The sequence below is a fragment of the Parabacteroides chinchillae genome, from assembly GCF_900108035.1.
GTDB lineage: Bacteria > Bacteroidota > Bacteroidia > Bacteroidales > Tannerellaceae > Parabacteroides > Parabacteroides chinchillae.
On sequence record NZ_FNVS01000026.1, the window covers coordinates 1 to 13,963 of the forward strand.

Annotated in this window: 12 protein-coding genes, 1 tRNA gene and 1 pseudogene; 9 read left to right on the top strand and 5 right to left on the bottom strand. The window is 37.4% G+C overall.

The window, feature by feature from the left end; translation table 11 throughout:
• Positions 1-241: 241 nt before the first annotated feature.
• Together C4S38_RS15205 and C4S38_RS15210 are read right to left on the bottom strand one after the other, a co-directional pair.
• Complete coding sequence (locus tag C4S38_RS15205; RefSeq protein WP_103984417.1) at positions 242-844, bottom strand: recombinase family protein; 603 nt, start codon at positions 842-844, stop codon at positions 242-244.
• Between the two features lie 122 nt (positions 845-966).
• Positions 967-1,053: transfer RNA gene (locus C4S38_RS15210), tRNA-Ser, on the bottom strand.
• 143 nt (positions 1,054-1,196) lie between these two features.
• Between C4S38_RS15210 and mltG the strand changes: the two genes are divergently transcribed.
• The 9 genes from mltG (at position 1,197) to C4S38_RS15255 (ending at position 9,624) form a co-directional block, all read left to right on the top strand.
• Positions 1,197-2,237, top strand: coding sequence for an endolytic transglycosylase MltG (gene mltG / locus C4S38_RS15215; RefSeq protein WP_103984418.1), 1,041 nt, complete (start codon positions 1,197-1,199; stop codon positions 2,235-2,237).
• Between the two features lie 86 nt (positions 2,238-2,323).
• The gene (locus C4S38_RS15220; RefSeq protein ID WP_099463140.1) at positions 2,324-3,922 is read left to right on the top strand and encodes a thiamine pyrophosphate-dependent enzyme; all 1,599 of its coding nucleotides are present in this window, start codon (positions 2,324-2,326) and stop codon (positions 3,920-3,922) included.
• Positions 3,919-4,500 (top strand): indolepyruvate oxidoreductase subunit beta, encoded by a 582-nt coding sequence (locus C4S38_RS15225; RefSeq protein WP_099464031.1) that lies wholly within the window; start codon positions 3,919-3,921, stop codon positions 4,498-4,500. The genes C4S38_RS15220 and C4S38_RS15225 overlap by 4 nt, the downstream gene beginning before the upstream one ends.
• A 115-nt stretch (positions 4,501-4,615) precedes the next feature.
• Positions 4,616-5,122, top strand: coding sequence for a TlpA family protein disulfide reductase (locus C4S38_RS15230; protein WP_103984419.1), 507 nt, complete (start codon positions 4,616-4,618; stop codon positions 5,120-5,122).
• Between the two features lie 5 nt (positions 5,123-5,127).
• A complete protein-coding gene (locus C4S38_RS15235) occupies positions 5,128-5,913 on the top strand; it encodes a 4Fe-4S binding protein (RefSeq protein ID WP_103984420.1) in 786 nt (261 codons plus the stop codon).
• Positions 5,914-5,929: 16 nt separating this feature from the next.
• Positions 5,930-7,660 (top strand): bifunctional metallophosphatase/5'-nucleotidase, encoded by a 1,731-nt coding sequence (locus C4S38_RS15240; protein ID WP_103984421.1) that lies wholly within the window; start codon positions 5,930-5,932, stop codon positions 7,658-7,660.
• A 79-nt stretch (positions 7,661-7,739) separates the two neighbouring features.
• Complete coding sequence (locus C4S38_RS15245) at positions 7,740-8,294, top strand: hypothetical protein (RefSeq protein ID WP_103984422.1); 555 nt, start codon at positions 7,740-7,742, stop codon at positions 8,292-8,294.
• Complete coding sequence (locus C4S38_RS15250; protein ID WP_099463135.1) at positions 8,291-8,644, top strand: four helix bundle protein; 354 nt, start codon at positions 8,291-8,293, stop codon at positions 8,642-8,644. The genes C4S38_RS15245 and C4S38_RS15250 overlap by 4 nt, the downstream gene beginning before the upstream one ends.
• Before the next feature lie 629 nt (positions 8,645-9,273).
• Positions 9,274-9,624 carry a DUF1622 domain-containing protein gene (locus C4S38_RS15255; protein WP_103984423.1) on the top strand — a complete coding sequence of 117 codons (351 nt, stop codon included), beginning with the start codon at positions 9,274-9,276 and terminating at the stop codon, positions 9,622-9,624.
• Positions 9,625-10,290: 666 nt separating this feature from the next.
• On the opposite strand, the gene C4S38_RS15270 is transcribed toward C4S38_RS15255, so the two are convergent.
• From C4S38_RS15270 to rhuM, 3 genes and pseudogenes are all read right to left on the bottom strand, one after another.
• Positions 10,291-11,466 carry a DUF418 domain-containing protein gene (locus C4S38_RS15270; RefSeq protein ID WP_099463133.1) on the bottom strand — a complete coding sequence of 392 codons (1,176 nt, stop codon included), beginning with the start codon at positions 11,464-11,466 and terminating at the stop codon, positions 10,291-10,293.
• A 362-nt stretch (positions 11,467-11,828) separates the two neighbouring features.
• Entirely contained in the window at positions 11,829-12,971 is a 1,143-nt protein-coding gene (locus C4S38_RS15275; RefSeq protein WP_103984426.1) for a family 10 glycosylhydrolase, read from the bottom strand.
• Between the two features lie 792 nt (positions 12,972-13,763).
• A pseudogene (rhuM, locus tag C4S38_RS15280) lies at positions 13,764-13,932 on the bottom strand (RhuM family protein); the annotation flags it as partial.
• Positions 13,933-13,963: the final 31 nt, after the last annotated feature.

Sequence of the window (13,963 nt, forward strand, 5' to 3'; positions counted from 1 at the left end):
AAGCCAAAAGTGACAGAAACAACTTTGTATCTTTTCACTACTTTTCTCTTGACAGAAAAGTAGTGAAAAATGTTCGCGGGAAGCACTAAAGCGTTGCAAGCACAATCCCGAAATAATAGATCAATAATGTATGTATCAGTATTTATACCTGGCGTCAGATCGTTTTACAATTTAGGAATAAGCCCCGAAGAAGGTGACAAAGTGGAAGGATATCTAAAGCCTCTGTTTGTGGAATTCTGTTTTATTCTTCTGTATTGACATATTCTTTTACAAAGCGTTTGAAACTGCTGAGAGATACTTTGTAATATTCGGCTAATTCTGCATAAGTGATGTTTTCGTCTTTAATTTCTTTTCTTATGTGTTCTTTGTAAGGTAAAAGCCGTTCCATTTGTAAGCTTCCTTTTGGCCGGCCTAGTTTTACTCCTTTGCTTCGGGTTAAAGCCAGGGCTTCTTTTGTGCGGACAGAAATAAGTTTTCGTTCTATTTCGGAAACGAGGCCGAATGTGAATGCTAATGTTTTACTGTTTATGTTGTTTTTAAATGTATATCCCTCTGATACGCTGTATAGAATAACTTTACGTTCAATACATATCATCAGGAGATGCATTATTTCTACAAGTTTTCGGCTGAGACGGGAAATGTCGGCTATAATTAATGTGTCTCCTTCATCTAATCCTTTAATGACATTTTCTATTTTTTTATTGTTACGGGCGTTGCTGCCGGAATCTTTATACCATTTATCAATAGTTAATTTATGGAGTTTGGCAAACTTCTCGATAGTTTCTTGTTGGATTTCGGAAGATAGCTTATTGCTAGTATATGTACGGATATGTGCAACTATCATAGATTATATCTTTATATGTTTCTACTATAACAAATAGAAAGGCTAGATGTTTATGTGGTTTATGATAGCATTTTCAAGAAACAACAAAGGCTGTCGATCATGTAAGATTGACAGCCTTGGCGCGGAAGCTGGGGGATTCGAACCCCCGGTACGGTTACCCGTACGACAGTTTAGCAAACTGTTGGTTTCAGCCACTCACCCAAACTTCCTTGTGCTTTGTGCTTATTCCCTTGAAATGCGACGCAAAGATAGGTGTATGTTTTTGAATATGCAAGGCTTTTTCACTGTATTTTTAAGAAAAAGATGCTACTTTTGTGGCTTGTTCTGATATTCAGTAGATTATTTTTACGATATGAATGAAAAAAAATTCCAGAAGCGTACAGTTATTATTGCAGCTATTATTGCTGCGCTCATGTTGATAGGTGCTGGTGTGTGGACCTATTGTTTATTGCTAGCTCCAAACTTTTCTCCGGAAAAGACAGTCTATGTTTATATTGACCGTCAAAAGAATTTTGAAAACTTATGCCGCCAATTGGAGGATTCTGCAAATTGTTCCCATATTGGAGGTTTTAAACAAGTTGCCGGATTATTAAAGTATGCTTCGAATATGAAGACCGGGCGTTATGCTGTGGTTCCGGGGATGAGTAACCTGTCTTTATTGAAAGAACTTCGACGTGGTCACCAGACAGTTACGCGTATTACATTTAATAATATTCGTTTTAAAGAAGATCTGGCGGAGCGCTTGAGTGAACAATTGATGATTGATAAGCCCGAATTAATGGATTTGTTGAATGATTCTTTATATTGTGCATCTCTGGGATTTACTCCGGCTACTGTTAATGCTATGTTTATTCCTAATACTTATGAAGTATACTGGAATATTTCTGCCGGAAAATTATTACAGCGTATGCTTCGCGAATATAACTCCTTTTGGACAGAACAACGTTTGGCAAAAGCAAAAGCAATAGGTCTCACTCCTATAGAAGTGACTATACTGGCCTCTATTGTGGAAGAAGAAACTGCAGCTGCGGATGAATATCCGATGGTGGCCGGGCTTTATATCAATCGTTTGCATAAAGGGATACCTCTACAAGCAGATCCGACTATTAAATTTGCTTTGGGAAATTTTGCTTTGCAGCGTATCTTATTTGAGCATTTGGATGTGGAATCTCCTTATAATACTTACAAATATGCAGGATTGCCACCTGCTCCTTTGCGTATTCCTACAATTAAAGGATTGGATGCCGTGCTAAATTATACACAACATAATTATTTGTATATGTGTGCCAAAGAAGATTTTTCCGGACGCCATAATTTTGCAGTCACATTAGCCGAGCATAATCGAAATGCTAATCGTTACCGTGCAGAACTTAACAAAAGGAAGATTCGGTAGCATTTTACTTTCAGGTTATATTAAAATCTGTATCTTTGGCGTCTGTATTATAAATATGTGGTCAATAAAAAGAAAACTAAATACACATGGAAAAACATCTATTTTTAGGGGATGAGGCCATCGCCCAGGCTGCTATTGATGCAGGCCTGTCGGGTGTGTATGCTTATCCGGGAACTCCATCTACTGAAATTACCGAATTTATACAAAATTCTCCGGTAGCAAAAGACAGAGGCATTCACTGCCGTTGGAGTACAAATGAAAAAACAGCAATGGAAGCCGCTTTGGGTATGAGTTATGCCGGGAAAAGGGCACTATGTTGCATGAAGCATGTTGGGCTTAATGTTGCTGCCGATTGTTTTATGAATGCTGCTATGAGTGGAGTTAATGGCGGTATGATTATCATTTCTGCAGATGATCCTTCCATGCATTCTTCACAAAACGAACAGGATAATCGTCTATATGGAAATTTTGCCATGATTCCGATGTTGGAACCGTCCAGTCAACAGGAAGCATACGATATGGTGTATGAAGGCTTTGAGCTTTCAGAAAGATTGGGATATCCGGTATTGGTGCGTATTACGACTCGTATGGCACACTCTCGTGCAGGAGTTGTTACCCGTGAAATGAAATCACAAAATAAGATGAATTGTCCGGAAGATGGCCGTCAACGTTTTATTTTGTTACCAGCTCTGGCTCGCAAACGTTTTAAAACATTATTGGCAGCCCAAGCAGTATTTACCGAAGCGTCTGAAAAATCGGAATATAATGTTTACTATGATACTCCGAAGAAAGATAAAGGAATTATTGCTACAGGAATTGCTTTTAATTATTTGTCCGAAAATTATCCGGATGGATTTGAATATCCGGTATTGAAAATTAGTCAATATCCATTGCCTAAGAAGTATATTGAAAAAATGGCAGATGAGTGCAAGGAAATTCTTGTTCTTGAGGAGGGCTACCCGGTTGTTGAAGAGCAATTGAAAGGTTTCTTGGGTAAAGGGATAACCATTCGTGGTCGTTTAGATGGAACTTTGCAGCGGGACGGAGAACTTACTCCTGATGCTGTTGGCAAGGCATTGGGTAAGGAAATTCATCGTTATTATGCAATTCCGGAAGTTGTAGAGCAACGCCCACCTGCATTATGCCAGGGATGCGGACATCGCGATATGTATGAAGCGCTAAATGAAGTACTGGCAGAATATAAGGATGCTAAGGTATTCGGAGATATAGGTTGTTATACTTTGGGAGCGTTACCACCTTTCCGGGCTATTGATACGTGTATTGATATGGGAGCTTCTGTTACTATGGCAAAAGGTGCATCTGATGCGGGTGTGTTTCCGGCTGTCGCTGTAATTGGCGATTCTACTTTTACACATTCCGGCATGACCGGTTTATTGGATTGCGTCAATGAAAACAGTAATGTAACGATTGTAATTTCTGATAATGAGACAACTGCAATGACTGGTGGTCAGGATTCTGCGGGAACCGGACGATTGGAATCTATTTGTGCCGGAATAGGAGTTGATCCGGCCCATATTCGTGTTATGATCCCACTGAAGAAGAATTATGATGAAATGAAAACTATCATTCGTGAAGAGATAGAATATAATGGTGTATCTGTTTTAATACCTCGTCGTGAATGTATACAGACATTAACAAGAAAGAAAAAAGCAAGCAAAAAATGAAAACCGATATTATATTATCAGGTGTAGGAGGACAAGGTATCCTGTCTATTGCCGCCGTAATTGGAGAAGCCGCTTTGAAAGATGGCTTATATATGAAACAGGCAGAAGTACATGGTATGAGCCAACGTGGAGGAGATGTTCAGTCTAATCTTCGTTTGTCTGACCAGCCTATTGCTTCGGATCTGATTCCACAGGGGCAAGCTGATTTAATTATATCTTTGGAACCTATGGAAAGTCTTCGTTACTTGCCTTATTTGAAGAAAGAAGGTTGGTTGGTCACTAATTCTCAACCATTTATTAATATACCAAACTATCCGGATATAGAAAAAGTAAATGTGGAATTGGGAAAATTACCTAATAGAGTTATTTTGGATGTAGAAGCAATTGCAAAGGAAGTTGGTTCTGTCCGGGCTGCAAATATTGTAATGTTGGGTGCTGCGGCTCCATTTATTGGTATAGACTATAATAAGATAGAAGATGGTATTCGTCATATTTTCGGACGTAAAGGGGAAGAAATAGTAGAAATGAACCTGAAAGCATTGAAAGCCGGTTATGATGTGGCTCAAAGCAGAAAGTGAATCTTAATATTTGTCATAAAATTAAAGCTGGGAATAATCGTTTATTCTCAGCTTTTTTTGTCGTAATAAATAACGTACATTTGCCTTTGATTTTTAAACGGCAAACAAAAAAAATATGAAGAAGTGTATAGTTGCATGCTTATTGGCTGTCTTGTCTTTGGCCATTAAAGCTCAAAGTAATGCAGAACTTGTAAAAGTTGGAGATTCAATGCCTGCCTTTACGGTTATTTCAGATGATGGAACAAAACTTCCGTCTTCCTCTCTTAAAGGAAAAGTAATTCTTGTAAATTTCTTTGCAACCTGGTGCCCTCCTTGCCAGAAAGAGTTGGCTGAAATACAAAAGACATTATGGCCTGCATATAAAGATAATGATAAGTTTAAATTGTTGGTAATAGGCCGTGAACATACAGATGCCGATTTACAAAAATATAATGAAAAGAAAGGTTTTGATTTTCCTCTGTATCCGGATAAGAACCGTGCTATTTTCAGCGCTTTTGCCAATAGTTTGATCCCGCGCAGTTATTTGATAGGAAAAAACGGGAAGGTAATTTATGCCACTTCCGGTTATACGGAAGAAGAATTTTCTGAGTTAATGGAAAAGATAAACGAAGCTTTAAAATAACAAATATGCATTACAATAGAGTACATTTAATTTATTTTTCGCCAACACATACGTCTGCAAAGATCGCTTATGCTATTGCAGAAGGGCTAGATGCTGTTACATTTTCTGAATCGGATATAACTCATGAGACTCCGGATAAAATTGAAAATGTGGAAGAAGAGCTGACTATTATAGCTGTACCTGTCTATGGGGGACGGGTGGCTGAAACGGCAATAGAGCGATTACGTATGTTTCGTTCTAATCAAGCTCCGGTAATTCCCGTTGTCTTGTATGGAAATCGGGATTATGAAGATGCTTTGAAGGAGTTGTGTGATCTTGTTACGGAATTGGGCTTTATACCGGTCATGGCAGGAGCTTTTATAGGGGAGCATTCATTTAGCCGTAAGGATATGCCAATTGCAGCAGGGCGTCCGGATGACATGGATATACAAAAAGCAATGACTTTAGGAAAAGATGTATTGAAGAAACTTTCTTCTTTACGGTCTTTAGAAGATATTACTCCTCTTCAGGTAAAGGGAAATTTTCCATATAAGATAAAGGGTGCTTCTACTCCTCAGGCTCCTGTAACGGATGAAGAACTTTGTACCCAATGTGAATATTGTATAGAAATATGCCCTACGGATGCTATTTCAATTCTTGATACAGGAATGTTCAGTAATCCTGAGCGTTGTATTAAATGCTGCGCTTGTGTGAAAGAATGCCCGGAAGGTGCACGTACTTTTGATACTCCATACACTGCAATGCTTCATAAAAATTTCAGTGCCCGTAAAGAACCTGAGTTATTTATTTAAACCAACTGTTTGTATAATGAAACGTACTGCTATTGTTTTTGTCCTGTTGCTGATTTTTTATGATATCTCAGCAGCAATCAGGGAGGTGAAATTGCGATTCATTGAAACAAGTGATATACATGGTAATTATTTCCCTTATAATTTTATAGATCAGCATGAGTGGGGTGGAAGTCTGGCTCGTGTGTGTAATTTTGTACAAGGGGAACGGGAAATTTATGGAGAAAACTTGATTTTGATAGATAATGGTGATATTCTCCAGGGACAGCCTTCTGCATATTATTATAATTATATAGATACGGCTTCTATTCATATAGCGGCTGATATGATGAATTATATGAAATATGATATCGGTAATATGGGAAACCATGATGTTGAAACCGGACATACTGTTTATGATCGTTGGATCAGACAATGTAATTTTCCGGTTCTCGGAGCAAATATTATACGAACATCAGATGAAAGTACTTATTTGAAACCTTATCATATTATTCAACGGGACGGAATTAAAATTGCAGTCTTGGGTATGATAACTCCTGCTATTCCTGCTTGGTTATCAGAAAATTTATGGAAAGGCTTGCGTTTTGAAGATATGGAGGCAACGGCTCGTAAATGGATAAAAATAATTCGGGAAAAAGAGAGTCCGGATATTATTGTTGGAGTTTTTCATTCAGGAAAAGATGCCAGTACAATGATGGACAAATATCGGGAGAATGCATCTGCCGAAGTTGCCCGCAATGTTTCCGGTTTCGATTTTGTTTTGATGGGGCATGACCATCGCCGTGCTTGCGAAAAAATATTGAATGCAGATGGTGATTCAATTCTAATTATTGATCCGGCCAGTAATGGGCGATTGGTTGCTTGTGTAGATGTAGTATTAACTTTGGATGATAAAGTTGTAGAAAAGAAAAACATTACAGGTAGACTTATTGATATTGATACGTATGAACCAAGTAAAGAGTTTATGCAAAGATTCAATACGCAATATGATATAGTTAAGAATTTTGTTTCTCGTAAAATCGGCTCGTTTACGGAGACTATTAATACGCGGCCTGCCTATTTTGGCTCGTCGGCTTTTATTGATTTTATACATACGTTGCAGTTACAGTTAACAGGGGCTGAAATATCTTTTGCGGCACCTCTTTCTTTTGATGCTACAATTTATAAGGGAGATGTGAAGGTTAGTGATATGTTTAATTTGTATAAGTATGAAAATATGCTTTATACAATGATGCTATCCGGGACTGAAATAAAGGGATACCTCGAAGAATCTTATGCCCTGTGGAGTAATTATATGAAATCACCATCAGATCATCTTTTGTTATTGACCAAAAAGGAAGGAGATGACGGTCGCTGTACCTTTACTAATTTTAGTTTTAATTTTGATTCGGCTTCAGGTATTATTTATACAGTTGATGTAACTAAACCTGCAGGTGAAAAAGTGACAATTTTAAGTATGGCCGACAGAACTCCTTTTGAAATGAATAAAATGTATAAAGTGGCATTGAATTCATATCGGGGAAATGGAGGAGGAGAGTTGTTGACAAAAGGAGCTGGTATTCCGGTAGAACAGTTAAAAGATCGTATTATAGCATCTACTGATAAAGATCTCCGTTTTTATCTGATGAAGTACATTGAAGAGAAAAAGGTACTTTCTCCACAGCCTATGAATCATTGGATGTTTGTCCCAATACAATGGGCTGTTCCTGCAGCACGTAGGGACTCTGTTTGCTTGTTTGGTGAAAATTAATGGATTAGCATTTTTTTTTGGATAAATAGTTAAAAAAAATGCTAGAAAACATCATGATGGATTGAAATAAATCGTCGTGATGTTTTTTTATTTAATTACCTTTGTAAGTTTAATAGTATTAATTAAGCAAAAAGCAGAAAGGTTAAGTATGAATTTGAAAGATAAATTAGAAGCCGAATCTACGTCTGAGCCGATTGTTTTTTTACATATGGAAGGTATGTTTTGGAAAGCTTATGAACAATCTGCTATGCGGTTTGTGAAGGAGATAAAAGCATATAAGTTATTAAAGAAACACATTAAAGCCATAAAAAAAGATGTTGTTTCTTTAGGTTTTCCTTCCGGTTCATTAGAGGATATTTTGTCCGGAAGAGAATATATCCGGGAAAATGATAAATTAGTATCATTTAAAGTGGAAAATGTTTATACCCCGGAAGAATTTGAAGAATGGAAATCACAAATATCGTTGATTGAAGAAACATCTGCTTCAGAAAGCTGCCAATCTCAAACTATATCCGGATTAACAACAGTTGAACGGAGGGTAATTAGTCAGTTAATGGCTTTCAGTGTCGAAACGGCTTCACCTATACAATGCATGATGTTGGTTTCTAATTTGCAAGCTCAATTAAAAAAATGATATACGATAACCTTCCGGTATATAAAGCTACGTACGATTTGTTATTGATGATATTTCGTTTAAACCGGAATTTTCAACGAGATTATCGTTATACGTTAGGTGAAAATGTGAAGAATGAATTGATAAATCTTTTGGTGTGTATATATAACGCGAATTCAAATTCTGAAAAAGCTCCTATTTTGGCAAAAGCGCGCGAACATGTTGTTGTTATAAAATTGCAAATACGTTTACTTATGGATTTGAAACAGATCAGCCTTAAACAATATGCAGCCGCAGCTGAGATTATAGAATCTGTATCTAAACAGCTAGCGGCTTGGCATAAATCAAGTGATAAATTGAGATCTTGCTGAATATTATAAAAAGGTTGTTTTTCCGGCTTCTGTTCTTTTTATTCCTTGTATAGATGCTTTGTGAATGCAGGCATGGGCTTATCATTGTCGTTCTTTATTGTTTACTACCCCACCCTTTTTACTACCTTTGCCCTCTATAAAGAGTGACTTATATCCTGAGTTCCGAAGGTTACGGCTTGCGGAAGTGTGATATGTAAATTCAGTAACCGACTGGTAGATTAAAAGTTTCGGATTAGCAATGCTTATTTCGTGTTTCTATTAGTTATTAGTAATACTTTACGATTTTGCCTGTTTATATTCACTTCGTATAGTTTTATACCGGTTACTTGGTGTTCTGCCTGCTGCAGGTTACCGTAACAACAGTAATGGTAGTTCCGCTAATCTGGCTTCCAACGGTAACTATTGGTCTTCTACTCTTACTCCGGCAGGTAAGTCTCCTAGATTGAACTTCAATAGTGGCGGTGCCGATACGAATGAGAACACCCTTGCGAACGGCTTCTCAGTTCGTTGTGTCCAAGCATTTACAGGTCACTCTTTTGTTTCAGATCTTCCGGTACATTATTTATGATAAACTTCTGTATGAAACTTTCAACCGGCTATTTATGTTATGATAACAAAGCCTCTTATTTATGTTGAATAGTTTTTTGAATACATTGGCAACAATAATAAGTGTGACAAGTTTTCTGATTGTCACTTATGGTGCATTCATCGGGGCTATATCATTTTTACGTAACGAAATTAGGCGATTCACAGGTGGCTATTCTACTATCAATATACGAAAACTAAGAGCCACATTTGGAACCTACTTACTTCTTGGGTTGGAATTTCTGATAGCTTCTGATATATTGAAAACGGTCTTAGAACCTACTCTCAATGAATTGGCTATCTTAGGAGGAATAGTTGTGTTGAGGACTATTCTGTCTGTCTTTTTGAATAAAGAAATTAAGGAGTTGGAAACAGAAAATAAGGAACCTGTTTGATGAATGAAAATCGAACGGGTTCCTTTTTCTATACGTGTTTATTCATAATATCGGCAGGTATCAGTTTCTCTTCCTGTGCCACTCGTATTCATGTGAATTCCAAGCCTGATAAGATAAAAACTATTCCACCGGGACAAGCAAAAAAGATTACGGGCGAAAAATCAGCTAAAAGGTATGCGCCCGGACATAATAAATAATTTTTAGTAGAGCTATCTGAAAACAGCAGGTAGCTCTATTTTTTTATTATCTACTTTTGCATCATCAAAAGAGTGGCTATATCCTGAGTTCCGAAGGTTATGGCTTCCGGAAGTGCGATATGTAAATTCAGTAACCGACTGGCAAAATAAAGGTTGCAGATAGTTGAATATACTGTTTTATGTCAGTTATGAATTTAGCTTTACGTTTTTGCTTACTTAACTGTATTCATTTCGTATAGTTTCCTACCGGTTACTTTGGTTCTGCCTGCTGCAGGTTACCGTAACAACAGTGACGGTAGTTCCAACAATCTGGCTTCCAACGGCAACTATTGGTCATCTACACTTTCTACGGCAGGTAAATCTCCCCGTCTGAACTTCAACAGTAGTAGTGCCAATATGAATGAGAACAACCTTGCGAACGGTTATTCCGTCCGTTGTGTCCAAGCATTTACAGGCCACTCTTTTGTTTTTACTTGTTTGTTCCTATCCAAGTCCATTTGTGCCATATGTATTCTAACGGGCCTTGTTTATGTTTAGACAACCACCATTTGCAGAATTTTACTTGCAACAGGAATACCAGAAAGCCTATTAACAGACTGATCGTATATCCGCAATAAGGAGCGAGGTACAGACCGAACGGGAAATAAATAATAGCTCCTATTATTGACTGGGATATATAATTGGTAAGGCTCATTTTTCCGTAAAAACGTAAATTAGAAACAGCTTTACTAAAGTTTTTCTGTTGGTAAAGCAGAATGAATGAAGCAACCAGTACCAGTGTGAAAGCCAATTTTTGCCACATATCAAATGCCGTACCTACAGTTTGTTGTATGATTGTGTCATTTGTCATAATCTGTTCTTTCAGAGTGTACAGGGGAGCGAAAGATATGGCGCCGGCTATTAACGCTTTTACCCAAAAAAGGGAATTTTTTTCTGATGTAATGAAAAGTTGTTTTCTACCGATATAGAAACCTAACAGGAATAATCCGGCTGTCTGAAAGAAGCGCCCGGCATTTACCGCCCATAGCAAACTTGCTTTTTGTCCTAACGTAATATTGCCTGAAATAAAATTTACAAAGTTTCCGGCTTTCGTATATTCTGCCACTTCTGTATACATTTCTTTTACTCCTAAGTTTGGTAGCTGATGAGTGGGGTTTATCAGATTTGCAATATAGTGATACCATTCGACAGGTTGTAATAGGAAGATAACGGCGGTTATTAAAATAGCCTTGTTGTCCCAGTTACGGGTAAAGAACAATATAATTCCTACAACAACGAATAATAGTAATACATCTCCGGCAGGGAAAAAGGCGGCATTTAGTGTTGCAAATCCGGCCAACAATACCAAACGCCACAGAAAACGATAACCGAAATCTTTACCTTGCTTTTTTTGATTGTTATTTTGAATATAAAATGTGAATCCGAACAGGAGTGCAAAGATTGCATAAGCTTTTCCGGCAAATAAGGAAAAAATAACATTGAATACTCCCTGGTCTAATACATTTAACCAGTTTGGAGAGTTTGCCGGATAGACCGGGAAGATAAAATGCTCCAGGTTATGTACTAAAACAATGGCCATTACTGCGAAGCCACGTAAAGCATCCACAACCTCGATACGAGGATTTTTATTAATAAGCAGATTCATTATTTAATGATTGTTTATTCGCTGTTGTAATTATTTCTCGCGTCTTTCTCTTTATACGCCCGCAAATGTATGAAATAGATCTAAAAAGTAGGATAAGGCTCGATTTTATTTCATGGAAGTATGTTCAGAAACATTCTTTCTTATTTTTGTTCTCCAAAAGAGTGGTACTATATTCCCGGATAGCTTATTTGTTTTTTTATGGCTTCAGCCTAAGTTCAGTTGCCGTCTGCTTTAGCTGACGGACAAGATAAAACAGTCTTTTTTAGGCTTCAGCCAAATTTCTTGATAGTTTGGCTGAAGCCATTAACCCTGACTTTTACAGGCTGTTTTTTGCTGTACTTTGGATATAAATTCAGAAAAGCTTATTTCTGTGACTCGTACTTGTCTATTGCCCGTTTAAATTCATCCCATAAATCAAATTGAATAACCTGTGAAATATCAAAAACAACCAATCCTTCGGTTTGTTCCAAGGATACGTATGCTGCATCTTCCATTATATCATGGGCTTGGGCATAAATACTGCCAACCATTACATTCTCGCCTCCAATAAGCCGTTTCCCTTTTTCATAAGCAAACTCGATGGACTCGGGGTCATCTAGACCATAAACTCTTTCTAAATAAGCCCCATCCATATAACGATCCAGATGTTCGGCAAATCCTGTATTTTTGTAGTTTTTAGATGCCCATGGATATTCTCCATATGGGTCGTAGTTTTTATTTGCCCAATTTTGCCCCTGCCGGTATAAAACATGATGCCAGGATGCATTCCAATATTCGAGGCGGACTGACGGCTTGATTGCTTTAATTTCCTCTTTGGCTTTTTTTACAAAGTCGTGTATAACCATTGAGCGATATTCATACCATAAAGGAGCTAACTCTCCGTCACTTACATAGTATTCTCCCTTTTCATCTTTTTGCCAGGTAAAAATATCGGTAGGGAAATTCGCTACTTCTTTACCGATATAGTTTTCAAAACCTTTTTTACTTGCTTCCGAAAAGTCAGATTCTATGCCTGAGTAACGACAATAATCTAATGCAAATGCATCGATATCGTAATTTGTAACAAGTTCCTTTATAAAGCTTAGGCAATAGTTTTGTACTTCGGGGAAAATAGGATTTAAAAACGTTGCAACTTTTGTTGTATCGTCCTTGATGTCAATCATTCCATCGGGAGTATATAGTATAGAGGTTTTGCCATCCCATCTGTTATCGTCATACGCTACACCTGTCCGGTTGAATGGGCGGCCTGCCGGAAAGATCGTGGCAGACACGCATACTTCAAGATTTCGTTTGCGGGATTCGTCAATAAAAAATTGTAAATAATCCCAATCCTGATTCGGACGTGCCAACGGGAGTATTTTACTTGAGTAGTTTGCATACCCGTTCAAACCGCGCGCATCAATTACAACTGTGTTGAATCCGGCATCCTTTGTCTTATCTAAATAATAGATAATAGAATCTTTGCTGGAAAAACGGTCAAAATTTCCTTGTGCATCGAACCACATGTACTTTGGTTTTTCCAAATTTTTCTGTTTGTTGCTACTGCATGAAATCAAACAGAGAGTACAGATTATCCCGATAAAAAAACTTATCTTTTTCATTTACTTATAATATTGATGTGATTTAATAGTATTCCCGATATGTTTTTCCATATATACATTAGTATTATATATATGTAAAATTGTAGACTGTGGTTTCCATAATAGCTAATATAAAAATGAAGCGTACGGGTGCAAATATAATGATTTATTTTTATACAATAATCTTTGTTTTTTAAATTAATTACTTTATTGAGCTCGGTCAATATGTATTCTTTAAAAATACAGTCGGTTCATAATCGTTCAGTCCGCTAACCAAGGTGTTTGAGACAATACCCAGACGGTACTTCTTTTCTTTTTAGATTTACGGTAATTAATTTACCTACCTTTGCCTTTCATAAAGAGTGGCTTACATCCGGAGTTCCGCAGGTTACTACTTTCGGAAGTGTGATATGTAAATTCAGTAACCTACCGGTGGATAACATACGGTTTACCGGTCATGATTCGGGGATAGGGCTTTTATTTTATCAGTTCTTCTGTTTTTTATGGCTTCAGCCTAAGTTCAGTTACCGTCTGCTTTAGCTGACGGATAAGATAAAACAGCTTTTTTAGGCTTCAGCCAAATTTCTTGATAGTTTGGCTGAAGCCATCAAAATAGAACTAGCCTATAATCCGTCGGTTGAAACCGACGGCAATTGAAACCAGGCTAAAGCCATTAATCCAAGCCTTTACATGCCACTCTTTTTATTATCTTTTTTAAAAGGCAAGGGTCATTTCATCGGACGGGTCATAATCAATACTAGTGGCGTAAATATCCTTGATTTGTTGATAGAAAAGCCGTTCTGACAAGCGAATCTCTCGAATCCTGTCTTGTACCTTGCATAGATTTCACCCTGTAGCCGACTGAGATTATTACATCCAAGTTGTAATTTTTGGGGATAAGTTATTGAACAAAAGAC

What these genes read in the sequence shown, in the direction of transcription:
- C4S38_RS15205 (WP_103984417.1), bottom strand. Translation starts at nt 844, where the DNA reads ATGATAGTTGCACATATCCGTACATATACTAGCAATAAGCTATCTTCC.
- mltG (WP_103984418.1), top strand. Translation starts at nt 1,197, where the DNA reads ATGAATGAAAAAAAATTCCAGAAGCGTACAGTTATTATTGCAGCTATT.
- C4S38_RS15220 (WP_099463140.1), top strand. Translation starts at nt 2,324, where the DNA reads ATGGAAAAACATCTATTTTTAGGGGATGAGGCCATCGCCCAGGCTGCT.
- C4S38_RS15225 (WP_099464031.1), top strand. Translation starts at nt 3,919, where the DNA reads ATGAAAACCGATATTATATTATCAGGTGTAGGAGGACAAGGTATCCTG.
- C4S38_RS15230 (WP_103984419.1), top strand. Translation starts at nt 4,616, where the DNA reads ATGAAGAAGTGTATAGTTGCATGCTTATTGGCTGTCTTGTCTTTGGCC.
- C4S38_RS15235 (WP_103984420.1), top strand. Translation starts at nt 5,128, where the DNA reads ATGCATTACAATAGAGTACATTTAATTTATTTTTCGCCAACACATACG.
- C4S38_RS15240 (WP_103984421.1), top strand. Translation starts at nt 5,930, where the DNA reads ATGAAACGTACTGCTATTGTTTTTGTCCTGTTGCTGATTTTTTATGAT.
- C4S38_RS15245 (WP_103984422.1), top strand. Translation starts at nt 7,740, where the DNA reads ATGTTTTTTTATTTAATTACCTTTGTAAGTTTAATAGTATTAATTAAG.
- C4S38_RS15250 (WP_099463135.1), top strand. Translation starts at nt 8,291, where the DNA reads ATGATATACGATAACCTTCCGGTATATAAAGCTACGTACGATTTGTTA.
- C4S38_RS15255 (WP_103984423.1), top strand. Translation starts at nt 9,274, where the DNA reads ATGTTGAATAGTTTTTTGAATACATTGGCAACAATAATAAGTGTGACA.
- C4S38_RS15270 (WP_099463133.1), bottom strand. Translation starts at nt 11,466, where the DNA reads ATGAATCTGCTTATTAATAAAAATCCTCGTATCGAGGTTGTGGATGCT.
- C4S38_RS15275 (WP_103984426.1), bottom strand. Translation starts at nt 12,971, where the DNA reads ATGTGGTTCGATGCACAAGGAAATTTTGACCGTTTTTCCAGCAAAGAT.